General features: G+C 59.0%; 15 protein-coding genes, 2 tRNA genes and 2 pseudogenes. 12 read left to right on the top strand and 7 right to left on the bottom strand.

Annotation, left to right across the window (positions count from 1 at the left end):
* The 5 genes and pseudogenes from ACVWYZ_RS07875 to ACVWYZ_RS07855 form a co-directional block, all read left to right on the top strand.
* Positions 1–228, top strand: a pseudogene (locus tag ACVWYZ_RS07875) (RNA-guided endonuclease TnpB family protein); the annotation flags it as partial.
* Positions 229–282: 54 nt separating this feature from the next.
* Positions 283–1,623, top strand: a complete 1,341-nt coding sequence (locus ACVWYZ_RS07870) for a TldD/PmbA family protein (protein ID WP_457466708.1) — start codon at positions 283–285, stop codon at positions 1,621–1,623.
* Positions 1,624–1,638: 15 nt separating this feature from the next.
* Positions 1,639–2,436 carry an MBL fold metallo-hydrolase gene (locus tag ACVWYZ_RS07865; protein ID WP_457466707.1) on the top strand — a complete coding sequence of 266 codons (798 nt, stop codon included), beginning with the start codon at positions 1,639–1,641 and terminating at the stop codon, positions 2,434–2,436.
* Entirely contained in the window at positions 2,433–2,855 is a 423-nt protein-coding gene (locus tag ACVWYZ_RS07860) for a DUF2358 domain-containing protein (protein WP_457466706.1), read from the top strand. Before ACVWYZ_RS07865 ends, ACVWYZ_RS07860 begins: the two co-directional genes overlap by 4 nt.
* 74 nt (positions 2,856–2,929) lie before the next feature.
* A tRNA-Ser gene (locus ACVWYZ_RS07855) sits at positions 2,930–3,014 on the top strand.
* Between the two features lie 339 nt (positions 3,015–3,353).
* Here the strand turns inward: ACVWYZ_RS07855 and ACVWYZ_RS07850 are convergent.
* Both ACVWYZ_RS07850 and ACVWYZ_RS07845 read right to left on the bottom strand, forming a co-directional pair.
* Positions 3,354–3,713 carry a hypothetical protein gene (locus tag ACVWYZ_RS07850; RefSeq protein WP_414331067.1) on the bottom strand — a complete coding sequence of 120 codons (360 nt, stop codon included), beginning with the start codon at positions 3,711–3,713 and terminating at the stop codon, positions 3,354–3,356.
* A gap of 40 nt (positions 3,714–3,753) precedes the next feature.
* A complete protein-coding gene (locus tag ACVWYZ_RS07845) occupies positions 3,754–6,165 on the bottom strand; it encodes a DEAD/DEAH box helicase (protein ID WP_457466705.1) in 2,412 nt (803 codons plus the stop codon).
* A 297-nt stretch (positions 6,166–6,462) separates the two neighbouring features.
* On the opposite strand from ACVWYZ_RS07845, the gene ACVWYZ_RS07840 reads away from it, so the two are divergent.
* The 6 genes and pseudogenes from ACVWYZ_RS07840 to ACVWYZ_RS07815 all read left to right on the top strand — a co-directional run bounded on the left by ACVWYZ_RS07840 (position 6,463) and on the right by ACVWYZ_RS07815 (position 10,572).
* The gene (locus ACVWYZ_RS07840; RefSeq protein WP_457466704.1) at positions 6,463–7,119 is read left to right on the top strand and encodes a CpcT/CpeT family chromophore lyase; all 657 of its coding nucleotides are present in this window, start codon (positions 6,463–6,465) and stop codon (positions 7,117–7,119) included.
* Positions 7,094–7,234: a hypothetical protein gene (locus ACVWYZ_RS07835; protein ID WP_457466703.1), complete on the top strand. Its 141-nt coding sequence runs from the start codon at positions 7,094–7,096 to the stop codon at positions 7,232–7,234. The genes ACVWYZ_RS07840 and ACVWYZ_RS07835 overlap by 26 nt, the downstream gene beginning before the upstream one ends.
* A gap of 39 nt (positions 7,235–7,273) precedes the next feature.
* A pseudogene (locus tag ACVWYZ_RS07830) lies at positions 7,274–8,116 on the top strand (YihY/virulence factor BrkB family protein).
* A 24-nt stretch (positions 8,117–8,140) separates the two neighbouring features.
* Positions 8,141–9,238: an L-threonylcarbamoyladenylate synthase gene (locus ACVWYZ_RS07825; RefSeq protein ID WP_457466702.1), complete on the top strand. Its 1,098-nt coding sequence runs from the start codon at positions 8,141–8,143 to the stop codon at positions 9,236–9,238.
* Positions 9,208–9,747: a 5-(carboxyamino)imidazole ribonucleotide mutase gene (purE, locus tag ACVWYZ_RS07820; protein WP_457466701.1), complete on the top strand. Its 540-nt coding sequence runs from the start codon at positions 9,208–9,210 to the stop codon at positions 9,745–9,747. Before ACVWYZ_RS07825 ends, purE begins: the two co-directional genes overlap by 31 nt.
* A 66-nt stretch (positions 9,748–9,813) precedes the next feature.
* The gene (locus tag ACVWYZ_RS07815) at positions 9,814–10,572 is read left to right on the top strand and encodes a hypothetical protein (RefSeq protein WP_457466700.1); all 759 of its coding nucleotides are present in this window, start codon (positions 9,814–9,816) and stop codon (positions 10,570–10,572) included.
* A gap of 59 nt (positions 10,573–10,631) precedes the next feature.
* On the opposite strand, the gene pheA is transcribed toward ACVWYZ_RS07815, so the two are convergent.
* From pheA to sppA, 4 genes are all read right to left on the bottom strand, one after another.
* On the bottom strand, positions 10,632–11,618 hold the full coding sequence (gene pheA / locus ACVWYZ_RS07810; RefSeq protein ID WP_457466699.1) for a prephenate dehydratase: 987 nt from the start codon (positions 11,616–11,618) through the stop codon (positions 10,632–10,634).
* A 13-nt stretch (positions 11,619–11,631) separates the two neighbouring features.
* Complete coding sequence (locus ACVWYZ_RS07805) at positions 11,632–12,000, bottom strand: late competence development ComFB family protein (RefSeq protein WP_414358139.1); 369 nt, start codon at positions 11,998–12,000, stop codon at positions 11,632–11,634.
* A 202-nt stretch (positions 12,001–12,202) separates the two neighbouring features.
* Positions 12,203–13,465: an alanine racemase gene (gene alr, locus ACVWYZ_RS07800; protein ID WP_457466698.1), complete on the bottom strand. Its 1,263-nt coding sequence runs from the start codon at positions 13,463–13,465 to the stop codon at positions 12,203–12,205.
* 45 nt (positions 13,466–13,510) lie between these two features.
* Positions 13,511–14,548 (bottom strand): signal peptide peptidase SppA, encoded by a 1,038-nt coding sequence (gene sppA, locus ACVWYZ_RS07795; RefSeq protein ID WP_457466697.1) that lies wholly within the window; start codon positions 14,546–14,548, stop codon positions 13,511–13,513.
* A gap of 262 nt (positions 14,549–14,810) precedes the next feature.
* Between sppA and ACVWYZ_RS07790 the strand changes: the two genes are divergently transcribed.
* Positions 14,811–14,883, top strand: a tRNA-Ala gene (locus ACVWYZ_RS07790).
* Between the two features lie 304 nt (positions 14,884–15,187).
* Here the strand turns inward: ACVWYZ_RS07790 and ACVWYZ_RS07785 are convergent.
* Complete coding sequence (locus ACVWYZ_RS07785) at positions 15,188–15,466, bottom strand: hypothetical protein (RefSeq protein WP_414523027.1); 279 nt, start codon at positions 15,464–15,466, stop codon at positions 15,188–15,190.
* Positions 15,467–15,547 lie beyond the last annotated feature (81 nt).

The following is a 15,547-nucleotide window of genomic DNA, read 5'->3' as shown; positions in this document are numbered from 1 at the left end:
TTGCACATCCATCCGGACCCTGCGCAATCCTATCGCAGTGGGAAGCAGTTTAAGTGTGGGCACTGTGGATGGGAAGGGGATGCGGACTGGAATGGGGCCAACATGATTGCCAAACTTGGGGCTGCTGTAAACCAGCCTAGAGGTCCGTGGTTGGCTTGCCAACTACAGGGCTACCGAAAGCCTGCACTCTTTCGCTTTAGCGGTGCGGAGCGCTCTGCGTCAGCATGAGTGCGGGTAGTTTACTAGAGGCGCTGGATGGCAACAGGAACTTGGGGAGTGGCAATGGTGCAAGTCGAGGTGTTGGCAGAACAGGCACAAAGCTGTGCCCAGCGGTTGGGGATCCCTCAGTTTGATCTCTACGGGGCTCAAGTGGATGAAACCAGCGTGCAGGTAGATCATGGGGAACCTCGCCAGGTCAAGGCTTCCCACCGCTGCAGCGTGACGGTGCGGGCCTGGAACGACCAGGGTCAGGTGGGAGTAACTTCCACCACCGATGTGGATGAGGCGGGGCTGGAACTGGCCCTGCAAACGGCCTTTGAAGCCAGCCATTTTGGCGTGCGGGAACATGCCCCTCAATTCAGCCCGGAAGCCACTCTGCCCATTGCCCAGCCTTGTAACGACAAAGGGCCGTTGGCTTTGGCTGGCGACTTGTTGGAACAGTTGGTGGCTGCTGAAAAGGCACTCCTGGGATCCCATCCCGCCATTCAGGGGGTGCCCTACAACGGCCTAGCGCAGCGGCAGATCAACCGCTTCTACCTCAACAGCCACCAAGCCCTACGACAAGAGGAGCATACCCTCGCTTCGGTTTTTCTCTACAGCAAGGCAGAGCAAGAGGGCCGCAAACCCCGCAGTGCCGGAGCCATGCGAGTGGCCCGCAGCCTGGATGAGTTGGATATCCAGGGTTGTGTGCAGGAAGCTGCTGAGAAATTGATGAGCCATCTGGAGTACGAGCGGATCCCCTCTGGAAAATACACAGTGGTCTTTTCCGGAGAAGCCTTTTTGAGTTTGTTGAGCGCCTTCTCCAATGTGTTCAATGCTCAAAACATTTTGGACAACCAAAGCCTGTCCACCCCAGAATCCCTGGGCAAGACCATTGCCTCGCCTCTTCTATCGGTGTGTGACGATGCCCTACACCCGACCAATGTGGGAGCGATCAGCTTTGATGGCGAAGGCACCCCCACCCGCCGTGTCCCTCTCATCACCAATGGGGTCTTGACCCACTTTTTGCACAGCGCCGGTACGGCTAAGCGCCTAGGAGCCAAGCCCACTGGCCATGCCAACATCGGCGCCAAGGTCACAGTTGCCGCCCACTACTACCATGTATTTGCCGGGGCACCGCCGGAGAGCACCTATGACTTGGCTACGGCTGAAAATGTAGTTTGGATCGATGAGCTGCAAGCGCTTCATGCCGGCGTTAAGCCCCTACAGGGATCCTTCTCGCTGCCGTTTCAGGGGTGGTGGGTGCGCCAAGGAGAGCGCATCAGCATCGAAGCGGCCACGGTGGCCGGAGACTTCCTGGAGCTGTTGAAGTCGATTTTCTACGTCGAGCCCGAGCCGCAAGTCACACCCGGTGGGCTGTGTCCCCGCATTTGGGTTGCCGATCTCTCCATTACCGGGCAATAACCTCACTTCAAACTCATGCAACTGACCCGCATCGACCTCAACAGTTGGCTCATCCACACCCGGGAGCAAACCTTCCTATTGGATCCGTGGCTGGTGGATCCCCTGGTGTTTCTGGGGATCCCCTGGTTCATCCGCCTGGAGCACCGCCAGCCGCTCCCTTTTACGCCGGAGACCTTGCCCAAAATCGACGGGATCCTCCTCAGCCAAGCCCAGCCGGATCACTGCCACCCACCAACGTTGCAGCGCCTGGATAAGCGGATCCCCGTTTTGGCCTCGCCGGCTGCAGCCAGAGTCGTGAAGAGTCTAGGATTTGCAACGGTTCAGGCTCTGGATCCCTGGCAGTCCGCTCAGTGGGGGGATCTGCGCGTCACGGCCATTCCCGGTGCGCTCCTGGGGCCTGTCCGTGAGCTGGGCTATCTGCTGGAAGAGGTGTCCTCCCAGACACGGCTTTACTACGAGCCTCATCTTTCCCAACCGGATATCCGGCTGCGATTGCAGCAGGAATTGTGCCCCATTCATACTCTGCTGATCCCGGTGGTGGGGCAGATCTTTCCCCTCTTGGGAGAGGTGATCATGGGGCCAGAGCGGGCCCTGGAGGTGGTGGCAGCCCTACGCCCCCAGCAGGTGATCCCTACGGCGATGGGAGAGGTGGACTACCACGGCTGGTTTGCCGCCCAGATCCGCCCCTTGGGCAGCCTGCAGGAGTTTCGAGAAAAGCTGGCAGCCTTGAATGCCGCCACGTCCCAATCTATCCGGTTGTGTTGCCCTGCCCCCGGAGAAACGGTGTCTCTTTCTGTTGTGGCCAAGCTATGAGCCTTTCTTCCCCAGCCCCGCCTGATCTGGTGGCCATCTTGCGGGCAGATTATGCTCGCTTTCCCAAAAATCAAACTTATTCGATTTACGATCCCCAGGTTTACTTCCGGGATCCCCTCAACGAGTTTCGCGGCTTGGATCGCTATCGCCGCATGATCGAGGGGATAGGGCGTTGGATAGAGGATATCCGTCTCGAGCTGCAGGATATTCGACAAACCGGCAGCCAGATCCGCACCGAGTGGATCCTAAGCGGTTCTTTGGCTTTGCCTTGGCGTCCCCGCCTGTGCATCCCCGGCTGGACAGAGATGCAGATCAATGAGACGGGGTTGATCGGATCCCATGTTGATTACTGGCGGTGCTCTCGCCGGCAAGTGCTGCTGCAAATGTTTCGGCCTGGGGATCCCAAAGGATCCCGTTAATAGCTTCCATCCTTTGCTAGGATCACAAAGCTGACTTTTTAGCCCTCCTGGAAAGTCGCCCCTATTCTCAATCTGGAGAGATGGCCGAGTGGTCGAAGGCGCAGCACTGGAAATGCTGTGTGGGGCAACTCACCGTGGGTTCGAATCCCACTCTCTCCGCTGGAACTTGTTTGTGAGAGCAACTCACCGTGGGTAGGGCCATCCGGCCCGCTGGCGCGACCGAATCCCACTCTCTCCGTAATCCGATAACGTCCACTGAAGTCCAGAAAGCTCTTACCCAGCAAGGCTTCTGGGCTTTTTAGTGTCCACGATAGACCGGGGAAACCCACTGTAATCCAGGCTAAAGTGGGACACAATAGGGGATATAACAGACGGGGTGGGACATGGCCCTGTCAGAGATGGCCATTCGGAATGCCAAACTCAAGGACAAGCCGTACCAGTTGCCGAATAGAGAAGCAAGGCCATCCTGCCTGCCGAAGTTTTTGCCGAACCAGCTGACTATAGACTAACGGCCAACCGTAGGACGATGCCGACAAGAGCTACGGTGGCAGCTCCAATCAAGGCAAAAGCCAGGTTAACCACTTGGGCGCTAGCCTTTTGATAGGTGTCAATTCGTTCTAGGATCACCCGGTTTTCTATCCCCTGCTCGGCCCAACGTCTCTCCTGCTCAGCCCAACGTCTTTCCTGCTCGGCCCAGCGCTTTGCTTGATCGGCTGCCAGGGCTTCTAGCCGCTCGTTGGTTCTGGAGACATCCTGCCGGAGTCCTTCCACATCCTGTCGGATCTCTTCCACATCTTGCCGGATCTCTTCAATAACACTCAACACATCCCTGAGGGTGGGTTCACCGGCGGGCATCATAGAGCTGCAACCTCACTGAACAGCAAACGGTCTGAGCTCGCTAGATCAACTCGCTCACCGGGAAGCGATCCAGCATTTTTTGGGCTTGACGGGCATTTTCCCGTAACTCCGCCGGCAGATGGGGAACATAAGGGATCTGAGAAAGCAAATCCAGCGTGCGGCGGATCAGGCGCACCAGGTCTCCGGCATCTAGGTTGGTGCTGGCTTCCAGGGTCTCCCAAGGGATCCCTTGCGCCCAATGTTCGACGATCCCAGCCAAGCTGGGCTCAAACCCGATCGGCACATGAAACACCTGGTGTTGCCGTTGGCTGCGGAACAGCTGCCGCCGTAAACCCCGCAATCCGTGCAGCACATCCTCCACCAGCCCCGAGGTGCGCAGCCGGCTGTAGGTACCTGAACGGGGAGCCTCTGAGACCAAGGCAGCCACAACTCCGGCCAAATGATGGGGAGCACAGCCCTGACACTCACCCGAGAGCAGAGCCAGCGCCAGCCAGAGCTCGTTATCCCCCCGCAGCGCAGCCACCACCTCTCCGCTATCGGTAGGTTGATATTCTTGCAGACAGTTGAAATCCTGCAACACCCCCACCAAGGCCATAAATTGCTGCCAGCGCAACTCCTGCACGGAATCGCTTTGCCGCTCCAGGTGCTCGAGGCGCTTGAGCAAGCGCTGGCGTTTTTCTCGCAAACCCAGCAATTTTTTCCCCACTTGGTGAGCGGGGTTCTCTCGGATTTGAGCTTCTAGGGCGCGAATTTTTTCCTCTTGGGCTTGGATGTGGGGAAAAGCCAACAGCCGCAAGGTGGGATCCGGCTCGGCTTCCCGTTGTTTGAGCAAGTAGCGCAAAATGCGCCGTTCTTCCCGCCGTTGCGCCTGCATTTTCTCATAGCGGGCAATGTCTTCGTCGGAAACGTTTGCCAGGATGCGATCGATCTCTTGTAGCTCGGCCCGCGTGTGTTGGATTTCCTGTTGTGCGGGCAACTTTTGCAACGAGAGCAAATATTGTCCAAAGCTGCGGTTGATCAGATCCCGTGCTGCTTCCAAAGAGTGCTTTTGCAGCAGGTTCAGCACCATGCCATAGGTGGGGGTAAACTGGCTCACCAAGGGATCCGCTCCAGAGGTGGCCAGCTGTGCAGCTTCTTGGGCCCCCTCAAACGGGGATTGCACCGTCACCACATGGCCGATGATGTCCTTGCCCCGCCGTCCGGCTCGGCCCGACATTTGCATGAACTCAGAAGCGGTCAAGAGGCGGTGGCCGTTGTCGGTGCGCTTAGAAAGGGAGGAGATGACAGTTGTGCGGGCAGGCATGTTGATCCCGGCGGCCAAAGTCTCAGTGGCGAAGACCAGCTTCACTAGCCCCTGCTGAAACAGATGCTCCACCAGTCCCTTCCAGGCAGGCAACATGCCGGCATGGTGAGCGGCAATACCCCGGTAAAGGGCATCCAACTGATCTCGGCGGACAGCTTCGGGCGTTTCTCGACAAAAGCGGTCGATCTGCTCGGCCAACTGCTGCCGTTCTTCCTCGCTGGCTACCAAGTCCAGATCCCTTACGCTGGCCACGGCCATATCACAGCCTTTGCGACTGAAGATGAAATAGATGGCCGGCAGCATGTCCCGCTGGCGCAAGTTTTCCAACACCTGCGCTATGTCCGGCACTCCTGCCCAGGAGGGCTCGTGGGAGTTGGGCCGTTTGCTTTTCAAGCGGCGGTTGCGAACCCACTGCCCCGACTCCGTTTGTTCCAGCAGCGGAAATAGCCCTTTGCGATTGGCAAAGTGAAATTGCAGCGGCACCGGGCGGTGGTTGGAGTCGATCAGATGGGTGGGGCCATGCACCTGGTTCATCCAATCGGTGAGCTGGTCGCTGTTGGCCAGGGTGGCAGAAAGGGCAATGAGCTGGATCGTGGGGGGGCAGTAGATGATTGCTTCTTCCCAGACGGTGCCCCGCTGCTGGTCGTTCATGTAATGGCATTCGTCCAGGATCACCGCCTGCACCTCTCGCAAGGGATCCCGACTCAGGGCCTCCGCCTCCTCCCAAGGTTCCATCCCATCGCCGGAGGCTCCTCTCTGAACGGCCAGAGAGAGCGGCGTGCCATAGAGCATGTTGCGGAAGATCTCGGTGGTCATCACCAAGATCGGCGCCTCCCGGTTGATGGAGATGTCGCCGGTGAGCAGGCCAACCTGTTCCGGGCCGAATTGCTGGCCAAAATCCCGGAACTTTTGGTTGGAGAGGGCCTTCAGGGGCGTTGTATAGAAAACCCGCTTGCCCTGGGATAGGGCCCGATAGATGGCATACTCTCCGATCAGGGTCTTGCCGGATCCCGTGGGAGCACAGACCACCACCGATTCCCCAGCAGCCAGAACCTGAATGGCTCGGATCTGAAAGTCGTCCAGCTCGAAGGGGAAAAGCTGCCGCAACTCGTCCAGCAAATCGGTTGCCGGGGAGAGAAGCGCACTCATGGGATCCAAATCAACATTGGGAAACCTGGAAACCCGCCCAATTCACTGCTTCCTGTGGGTTGTACCTTCTAGGATACAAGCTTTCTTGGGGCGTCGACTGCTCCCCTGCAAAAAGCGCCGGCTACTCCGCTTTGGATGGCCCACTGAGCCCGAGAACAGCAGCTTGGGTAATTTTGTAAAGTGGGTCATGGAGCGCGCCATCGCGACGGAGTCCTCGACAATTGGGCAAAGTCTGCAGGATCAGGAGCGCTCGATCTGAATCTTCTCGATTTCAATCCATTGAATCCATCTGAACCTATGTCTGTTTCCCCCCAACTAGCTCAACTGGCCACCTGGATGGCAGGGCACTTCAACAACCTACAACAGGCGATTGCAGAGCCCGTCTGGTTTGCCAACATTCATGTGTACCAATGCCCCTTGCCTTGGTCGGTGTTGCAGGGGGTGGGGTTTTACGTGGAGCAACTGTACGACATTTATCCTGAGCAGCCTTACCGACAGCGGGTGATCCACCTCTTCGATACTCCAGATGGGATCCGGATTCAAAACTATGCTCTGACAGCTCCTGACTCCTACAGGTGCGCCGGTCGGGAGTTGTTGCTAAGCAACGCTTACGCGAAGGGGAAATTGGCCGGTCTGACAGCAGCGGAGTTGGAACTCTTGCCCGGCTGTGTCACCCAGGTGGAATGGACGGGATCCTGCTATCGGGGCCGCAGCCTACCCGGCAAAGGCTGTGTTGTTGAACGCAAAGGCAGAACCACCTATTTGTACAGCGAATTTGAAATCGGGGCCGACTATTTTCACAGCTTGGATCAAGGTCGGGATCGAGAGACCGATCAAGTGATCTGGGGATCCCTATCCGGGCCTTTTCGGTTTGTCAAAAAACAGGATTTTTCCCAGTACCTACCCCGGTGGGCTGAAGTGCTAAACCATGAGGCTGCTGGAGCGACTGGTTGAGCGGCTGTGGGCGCTGGGGATCCCGTTCGCGTCGTCAGGACGGACTTCCCGGCGAGAGTTGGTCTGGCTAACCCTGCGGTTGGCCTGGGAAAACGCGATGCGCTACCGGCTGTAAGGACTCCGTCCCGCTTACGCGATTGGCTTGGCCTCTGAAATGGCCTATAGCTCGGTGTTGGCGCTGTTCCCCTTCATCCTCACGCTCCTGACCGGGGTTGGGCTGTTTGTCGGCTCCTCTGAGCAAGCCTTCGAGCGCTTGATGGAGCAGTTGAGCCAAATTGCTCCCCATGAGGCTCTGGCGCTTTTGGATCGGTATGTGCGCGAGCTCCGCTTTGGGCAAAAAAGTGCTCCGCACCGCTGACGCGAACGGGGGCTGTTGTCCCTCAGCTTTTTGGGCACCCTGTGGGCTGCTTCTGGAGCCATGGGGGCGGTGATGACAGCTTTGGATCTCAGCCATGAGATCCCTCAAGATAGGCGCCGTCCCTTCTGGAGACGCAAGCTGATCTCGCTGGTTTGGATGCTCGCCACCCTGGGGTTGACCGGACTGGCCAGCTTGATCTTTTTGTTCAGTGCCAGCTTTTTGCGCTTCTTGGCCATGAAAGCGAGATCCTTAGCCCAGGAGGTTGGCGGGCCGACTCAGTTGGATCCCCTGCGAGAGCTGGGGTTGAACTTGTGGGGGATCCTCACTTGGCCAATTTCCTTGGGGCTGGTCGTCTTCTCCTGCTGGGTGCTGTATCGATTTGGCCCCAGCCTGCGCCGACCCCAAATCCCGATTTGGCCGGGGGCCATCGTGGCCAGCCTACTGTGGGTTGGGGTGTCGTGGGGGCTGCGGATTTACGTGGAGCACTTTGGGCAGTTCAACCAAGTCTACAGGGCGGTGGGGGCGGTTATTGTTCTGCTGCTCTGGGTTTGGCTCACTTCCTTGGCGCTGCTGTTTGGGGATCAAATCAACATCGCCCTCTACCAGGCGCGAAAATGGATTGCAGAACGGGATCCCTAGCCCCACCCCAAATCCGAGTTATGGATGCAGACGGAAATTCTTTCGCCCACTCCTGAGCACATTGCCGTAGCGGCGGCAGCCTTGCTGCAGGGCCAGTTGGTGGCCATCCCCACGGAGACGGTTTACGGCCTGGCGGGCAATGGCTTGGATGAGCAGGCAGTGGCAAACATTTTTGCCGCCAAGGAGCGCCCCCGCTTCGATCCCCTGATCCTGCATCTGCCGGCTGGGGTGACCCTAGAGCAGCTGCAGGGGTGGCTGGTGGATGTGTCGGCTTTTACTCCCACCGCCCGTGCTCTGCTGGGATCCCTGATCGACACCTTCTGGCCGGGGCCCCTAACCTTGGTGCTGCCCAAGTGTCCCACCGTGCCGGATCTGGTGAGCAGCGGGTTGCCTACTGTTGCCCTGCGGGTGCCTGCTCACCCGGTGGCTCAAGCTTTGTTGCAGGCGGTGCAAACCCCTCTGGCTGCCCCCAGTGCCAATCGCTTTGGCCGCATCAGCCCCACCTCGGCCCAGGCCGTCTATGCAGAGCTGGGAGGGCGGATCCCCTACATCTTGGACGGGGGAGAGTGTGCCGTGGGCCTAGAATCCACCGTGCTGAAGCTCAGCCCCGAGGGGATCCCGACGCTGCTGCGCCCAGGAGGGATCCCGCTGGAAGCCCTAGAAGCTCACCTGAAACTGCCCATCCGGGCCTCTGAGGACGGCAAAACGGGCCCGCCGGAAGCGCCAGGACGGCTGAGCAGCCACTATGCCCCCAGTAAGCCCCTCCGGCTTTTGCCCACCCCTTTTGCCCAGCTTCAGCCCGGCGATTGGCAACAGGTGCAGCACCTGACAACCGGTCATTCCCACCTGGGCATCCTCAGCTTTGCCACGGATCCGCAGGCTCTGCTGAACACCCTCTCCCGCCATTGGCCGGGGATCACGTTCAGTTTGGAGTGTTTGGGTTCGGATCTCAAGGCAGCCGCCCGCGCCCTCTTTGCCAGCTTGCGCCGCCTGGATGAGGGAGATGCCACACTCCTGTTGGCAGAACCCCCGCCCATCTTGACGGGGTTGGGCTATGCGATGATGGATCGGCTACGCCGGGCCAGCAGCCTATGGAACCTTCCCCCCTCGTTGCCATCGTAATGGGCAGCGATTCCGATTTGCCCACCCTTGCACCTGCCGCCCAGGTGTGTGAGGAGTTTGGGATCCCTTACCAATTGCAGATCCTCAGCGCCCATCGCACTCCCGAGGCGATGGTAGAGTTTGCCCGCTGCGCCCATACCCAAGGGATCCGCGTCATCATTGCCGGGGCAGGGGGAGCAGCCCATTTGCCGGGGATGGTGGCCTCTCTCACCCCCCTGCCGGTGATCGGGGTGCCGGTGCTCAGCCCATCCCTGCAGGGGATCGACTCCCTGTACTCAATTGTGCAAATGCCCAAAGGGATCCCGGTGGCCACGGTGGCCATTGGCAACGGCTACAACGCGGGTCTGTTGGCGGTGCAGATCCTAGCCAGTGGGGATCCCGATCTGCTCCGGCGGGTGATCGCCTATCGGGAAAGCCTAAAACAGGCGGTGCAGGAGAAAAACGACCAGTTGCAAACCCAAGGGTGGAAAGCCTACCTCGACTCTATAAAGCATAAGAGCATAATTTAAGGAGCGTTGATCTATCTTGACGCTTGCAAAGGGTCAGGTGCGACAGAGTTTTGGGAGTTGCCATCGGTGAAGCATCAATCGGGTCGCCCTTCTTCCGGCCAGGGATCCTGGCCAGAATATCTGCAGCGGGTGGGGCGTGGGGCAGTGGAGACGGGATCCCAAGTTGCTCTGTGGATCCTAGCAGGGCCGCAATGGCGGGTTTTGGCTCTGTCGGGCTTGGCATTGGCGGGGCTGGCCTTCTGGAACGGGCGGCTGGCGCTCTCTCTGGGGGTGGGCACCTTGGTGATGTTGGGGCTACAGGGGGTGCGCAGCCCTGAGTTCAACCGCCGCTGGCAGGAGTGGCAAGCTTGGTTTCGGCAGGCGGATCGCTGGCTTTTGCTGGCAATTGGTTCGGGAGCAGCCGCCACCTTGGGCACCTACACCCTTGTCTCCATCTGGGCGGAATCCAACCAGCGTTGGCTGGCCACCGGCGCCATTTTACAGGGATTGGCCACCCTAGCCTTGTTGTCGCTGCTGTTTGGGGAGTGGCTCAGCCGCCGACAAGAGCGGCAACGTTCTCAATTGGAGCGCGATCTCAGCGACGTTGCCTCTCCCGATCCCTTCAGACGGCTGGCGGGCGTTCGCCGCTTGCAGAGTTTAATGTCTCACTTGGATCCCGAGCAAACCCGGCTGGCGGTGGATTATCTGCGGTTGGCCCTCGACCAAGAAACGGTAGCCGTCGTGCGGGAAGCCCTGCTGGAAGCCCTACAGGGATGGGGGATCCTGCGCCGCCTCAACGATTTGACCGATCTCAAGCACCCCAGCAGGGATCCCTCTTCAAACTAATGTCACTCCCAACTTTCGGGCCTTAGAACCCAGATAATGCAACGGTTTGAAAGGCGTGTCTACGTTGGACGCGCTTTCCCCTCAGGGGACAGGGATCCTGCTGTTTGGGATAGAGCACCTTGTTTGCAGAGGTCATGCACAGGGTAGCTGCCAAAGAGCTTCAAGGTTTCGGCAATCGATTCCAGCGCCGCAATCACCTCGGCATCCAGATAGGGCTGGCCAACAGGATTCTCCAGATCGACAAAAAAGACATAAGTCCCTGCCGATTTTTTGGTGGGGCGCGACTCAATACGGGACATGTTTAAACCTCGCTCCGCAAACACTTGCAGAGGTTTCAGCAGTGCTCCCGGCACATTGTGGGGCAGGCTGAAGGCCAAGGAAGTATGGGATCCCCCCGGAGAAGCAGGATTGGCCAGGGCTCCATCCTGCTGACCCAAACGGGAAAGTGGCGCACGGCCAATGACCCAAAAGCGGGTGCAATTATCGGGGTGATCGTTGATCGGGCAGGCCAAGACCGGCAGTTGGTAGAGGGTGGCAGCTCGTTCTGAGGCGATGACGGCGGCGTTGGGCTGCTCCTGCAGGCGGTCCAATTCTTCGGTGGTCGAGCGGGTTGGGATCAAAGTGGCCTGGGGCAGATGGGATCTCAGCCAAGCCTGACATTGGGCCAAAGCTTGCGGGTGGGAGTAGACCTGCTCAATGTGCTCCAACCGCGAGGCACGTCCGATGAGGGCATGGCGAATGGGCAGGATCAGCGCCTGTCGGATCCCTAGCCCCTCCAGTTGCCACAGGGCATCCAAGGTCATCGAAACCCCGCCCTCTACGGAGTTTTCCACCGGCACCACCGCCCATTGTTGCTGGCCGACAGCTACCGCTTCTAAACAGGCGCTGATCGTTGGGTAGGGCACCAAGGGATGGGATCCCTGGCTGTGCAGGTGAGGCTGCTCAGGGCAGGCCAGCAAAGCTGCCAACTCTGTGTAGGTTCCAGCAGGGCCAAGAAAGGCCACCGGCGAAGGGGAAACGTTCGCGCCAGCGGAGCGCAGCTCCATCAGAGCCATTCCTTCAATTGTCGCTAGGGGCCAGTTCTAACTCTATCGTCTCGGCGTCGCGCAGCAGCAAAGGACATTCAGGCTCCGGGCAACGGGGATTGGCCGCCACCTTTTCCATGGCCTTCACCACCTCCAATCGGATCAGCCTCTGCAACTCCTGATCCGCTTGAATGGCTTCCAAAGTGTGGAGAGAGCCGTGAAAACTGGTGGCGTAGCGAGGTTTGAGGTTGTTCAAGGCCAGGGCGGCAGCATCGTTACAGAATTTCTCACAGAAGCAGTAGCGCTGCTGACTCTCCATCAGCAGGATGTCGTTGACCATCTCCAGAACAGCCCGTTCCATTTGATTTTCCAGGCCCTTCAGAGGCTTATGTTCCTCCGCCATCGCTACCTCCTGATGTGAATCGAACCCGCCGCCAAGCCCCTGTCTTTCAGGGAGCAGGAGTGCTCTCGATTACCTTCGATGCTGCTCTATTCTCTGTTGACAAGTCAAGCCAAATCCCCTGCTGCTGACGCGAACAGCCTCTGGCCCGCTCCTATCTGGGCTTGATGTATTTGGGTGTGCTGAGGCAATCGGATCTGTCCTGTCAGCCATCATCAAACCCCAGAGGGTTAACCAACACTCTCGGCAGACGGGCAGAAAGCCCACACAGCAACTCATAGGGAATAGTACCCAACTGATCGGCCCAATCCTGCACGGATAAACCCACATTCACCAGATTCGGGCCCAGCAGTTCCACCACATCCCCCACCTGGATATCCGGCCTTTCGGTTACATCCCACATGCACTGATCCATCGTGATCGTGCCCACCTGTTGGATCAGGCCGCCGCGCACCCATCCTCGCAGCCAGCCGGAAAGCCGCCGTGGGATCCCATCCGCATAGCCGATGGCCAGAGTGGCAATGCGACTGGGGCGAGAGGTGATGTAGCGATGTCCATAGCTCACTCCGGTCTGGGCAGGCACAGTTTGGATGTGGGTCAGCCGCGCCTTGAGTCGCAGAATCGGCTGCAGACCCGGCAGTTGCAAGTGGGGGGCAGGCGACAAGCCATAGAGGGCCAGTCCCAGGCGCACACGGGAGTAGTGGAGATGGGCCAGAGCGGCGGCTGAGTTGTCCAGATGCAGCGCCGGCAAGGGATCCCCGGCTTGACGGATCTGTTCCACCACCTGGGCAAAGCGGGCGTGCTGCTGTTCCATGACCGGAGAATGGGGCTCGTCCGCCGTCGCCAGATGGGAAAACAAGCTACAGCCCTCCAGCTCCGGGATCCGACAAATCTGCCCCCACACGGCTGCTGCTTCCTTCCAGGGGATCCCCAAACGGGTCATACCCGTATCCACGTTGACATGCACCGGGATGGGTCGCCCGGCCCAACGGGCTACCTGACACATCAGCGGGATTTGCTCTGCACAGGTGAGGCTGACCTCCAACCGGGCTGCCATGGCCTGCTGTAGTTCTGCCCAGGTATTCAAAGCTCCCAACACCAGAATCGGAGCCTGCAGCCCCGTTTGCCGCAACTCGATCCCTTCGGCCAGGGTGGCCACACACAGCCCCTTGGCACCAGCCGCAACAGCCACGGGAGCCACCAACTGCGCCCCATGCCCGTAGGCATTGGCCTTCACCACCGCCCAGATCTCCGTATCCGGCGACAGGCGAGCCTGCAATAGCCGCAGATTTTCCCGCAACTGGGCCGCGTCAATTTCCACCCAAGCCCGACTGGTCAACAGCTCCAGGTCAATCGCGCAATCCAGCTCCGCCGAGGGATTTGCCCTCTGGGATCCATTCCCCTGCACCCCCGGAGCAGCCGCTCTCAAAGTGCCCTGCGCCGCCGGCGCGACCGGTTCTCGATTCACCGTTCACCCCCCCACACCCAAAACCCGTCATGATTAGATTTAGGTTTAGCGCAAAGTCCACTCGGGCGCCATCCACAGCAGCGGCACGTCTGGGATCCCGACGGTCTCGTTGCTCTCCAACAGCCGGCCCAGCCAAGCGGCTTGTCTTTGCGAGGACAGTCCTTGGCTCAACAGTCGTCGCAGTACTCGTTGGAAACCCTCTCCCTCACCCGCCGGTGACAAAGAGGGATCCCCGGTCATGCGCCGCAGATCCTCCACCGCTTCGGTGTAGCCCCCCAAAGCATCCACCAAGCCCACCTCCACAGCTTGCGCCCCGGTGAAGATGCGTCCATCGGCCAATTGTCGCACCCGGTCTTCATCCAAGCTCTGCCGTCGCGCGATCATCTCTGCTTCCAGCACCTCATCTGCCTTTTCTGGCAAGTGCTGGCGTCCTTGGGCCACATCGCGAATGAACTGCTCGAGGGTATCCTCCACCAAGTTTTGCAGAAGGCGCTGCTCTTGAGGAGTGGCACTGCGGAAAGGAGAGAGAAGGTCTTTGTACTCGCCGGTTTTGAAGGTCTGCGGCTCTATGCCGTAGTTCTCCAGCAACTTACCAAAGCTGAGGCCGCTGATGATAACCCCTATGCTGCCGGTCAGGGTGCCAGGGTTGGCATAGATTTTGTCGGCAGCGCTGGCCACGTAGTACCCCCCACTGGCAGCAATGTTTTCTAGGATAGCGATCACCGGCTTGCCTGCTCCGTGTAGAGCGGTTACGGCGCGGTAGAGTTCCTGGCTGGATCCCACAGCTCCGCCGGGACTGTTGATGCGCAGCAATACAGCCTTGACAGAGGGATCCCGTGCTGCCTCCCGCAACTGTTCCACAGGAGAAGTGGGCAGGCCTACCAAAGTCGAACCCCCTGGGCTGCCTATCGCTCCTTCCAGGGTGACCACCTCGATGCGATCCGCCCCCCGTGCGGCCTCTAGACCGACCCCGCCTCGGGTAGACTCTGGGGCAGGGCGCGTGCCCCCGACAATGGCCGCGATAAGGCAGACGACCAGCAAAGAAGCTGCCAAAGTGCGGTTAAGCAGAGTTTCTTGTGTCACAGGCCCCTCAATTGCCACTGACTCCGTTCTACCACCCTGCGGGCTTCCTGGGATGCCGGGCAACAAAAGGCTGAGGGCCGAGCAAACCCCACTGTTGCTTCCCCCCAGTTGAGCCATCCAAACTATTGACAAGGATCCTCCCCTTATCTAGTATGGGATCCCAGCACTTTTTACCAATAAGGCAGCTTCTACAGGCTGCAGGTGTAGAATGGAATAGAAAGTTGGATCCTTGAGCGGGATTCTGGCTCGAAGCCAAGTGATTGGGGCTTTAGCTCAGTTGGTAGAGCACTTCAATGGCATTGAAGGGGTCAGCGGTTCAAGTCCGCTAAGCTCCATTGATCGTGAGTTGGTTATGATCCAACAGCATCCAAAGCCTGGAGAGTTTCCAGCAGGCCAGGGTTCTGGGACTCTTCAACCCTGGAACCTGCGAAGCTCACCAAGACGGTTAGCCCTGGCGAATTGACAGGCCAAAGGTTCGCCAGCAAGAACCAGGAGCAAAAAAACAGCAGTGGAACAAGGGATCCCCAGCCTTTCCCACAATTCACACCGATGGTGATATCGCTCCGTTCCAATCCAATGTCTTCGACCCAGCAATCTGTGGCCTCGTGGGAAACAGGCAAGGCATAGCGGCAAACCCGGTCATGGTTGCCCCTCTCCCTGGCGGCGGATTAAGAAGCGGATTTCCTGAAGGAGAACCTCAAAGCGTTGATCCGATTCAGCCTGCCGCTGCCTCAATTCTCTCAGCTCCTGCCGCAATTCCCGCACTTCCTGCCGCAATTCCAGGACAACCTCAGCGAGACGCCCCGAAAGAGTCTGCAAGGCAAGCTGAGCATCGGTAACCTTGGCAACTGTATCAGCCACCTTGGTCACAGCTTCGGCCAACTGGACAAATCGCGTCTCAATCTCCTCATTGGTCATGGCTGGGTGTGTCTTGCTTGGCTAATGATCAGCTCATTCTACCCTGCACGGTATGGAGTGTCACTCTCTGAGAATGGGCCG

The sequence above is a fragment of the Thermostichus sp. MS-CIW-37 genome, from assembly GCF_054060065.1.
The sequence above is the reverse complement of the archived record's forward strand: the minus strand, read 5'-3'. Positions and strand labels throughout refer to the sequence as shown.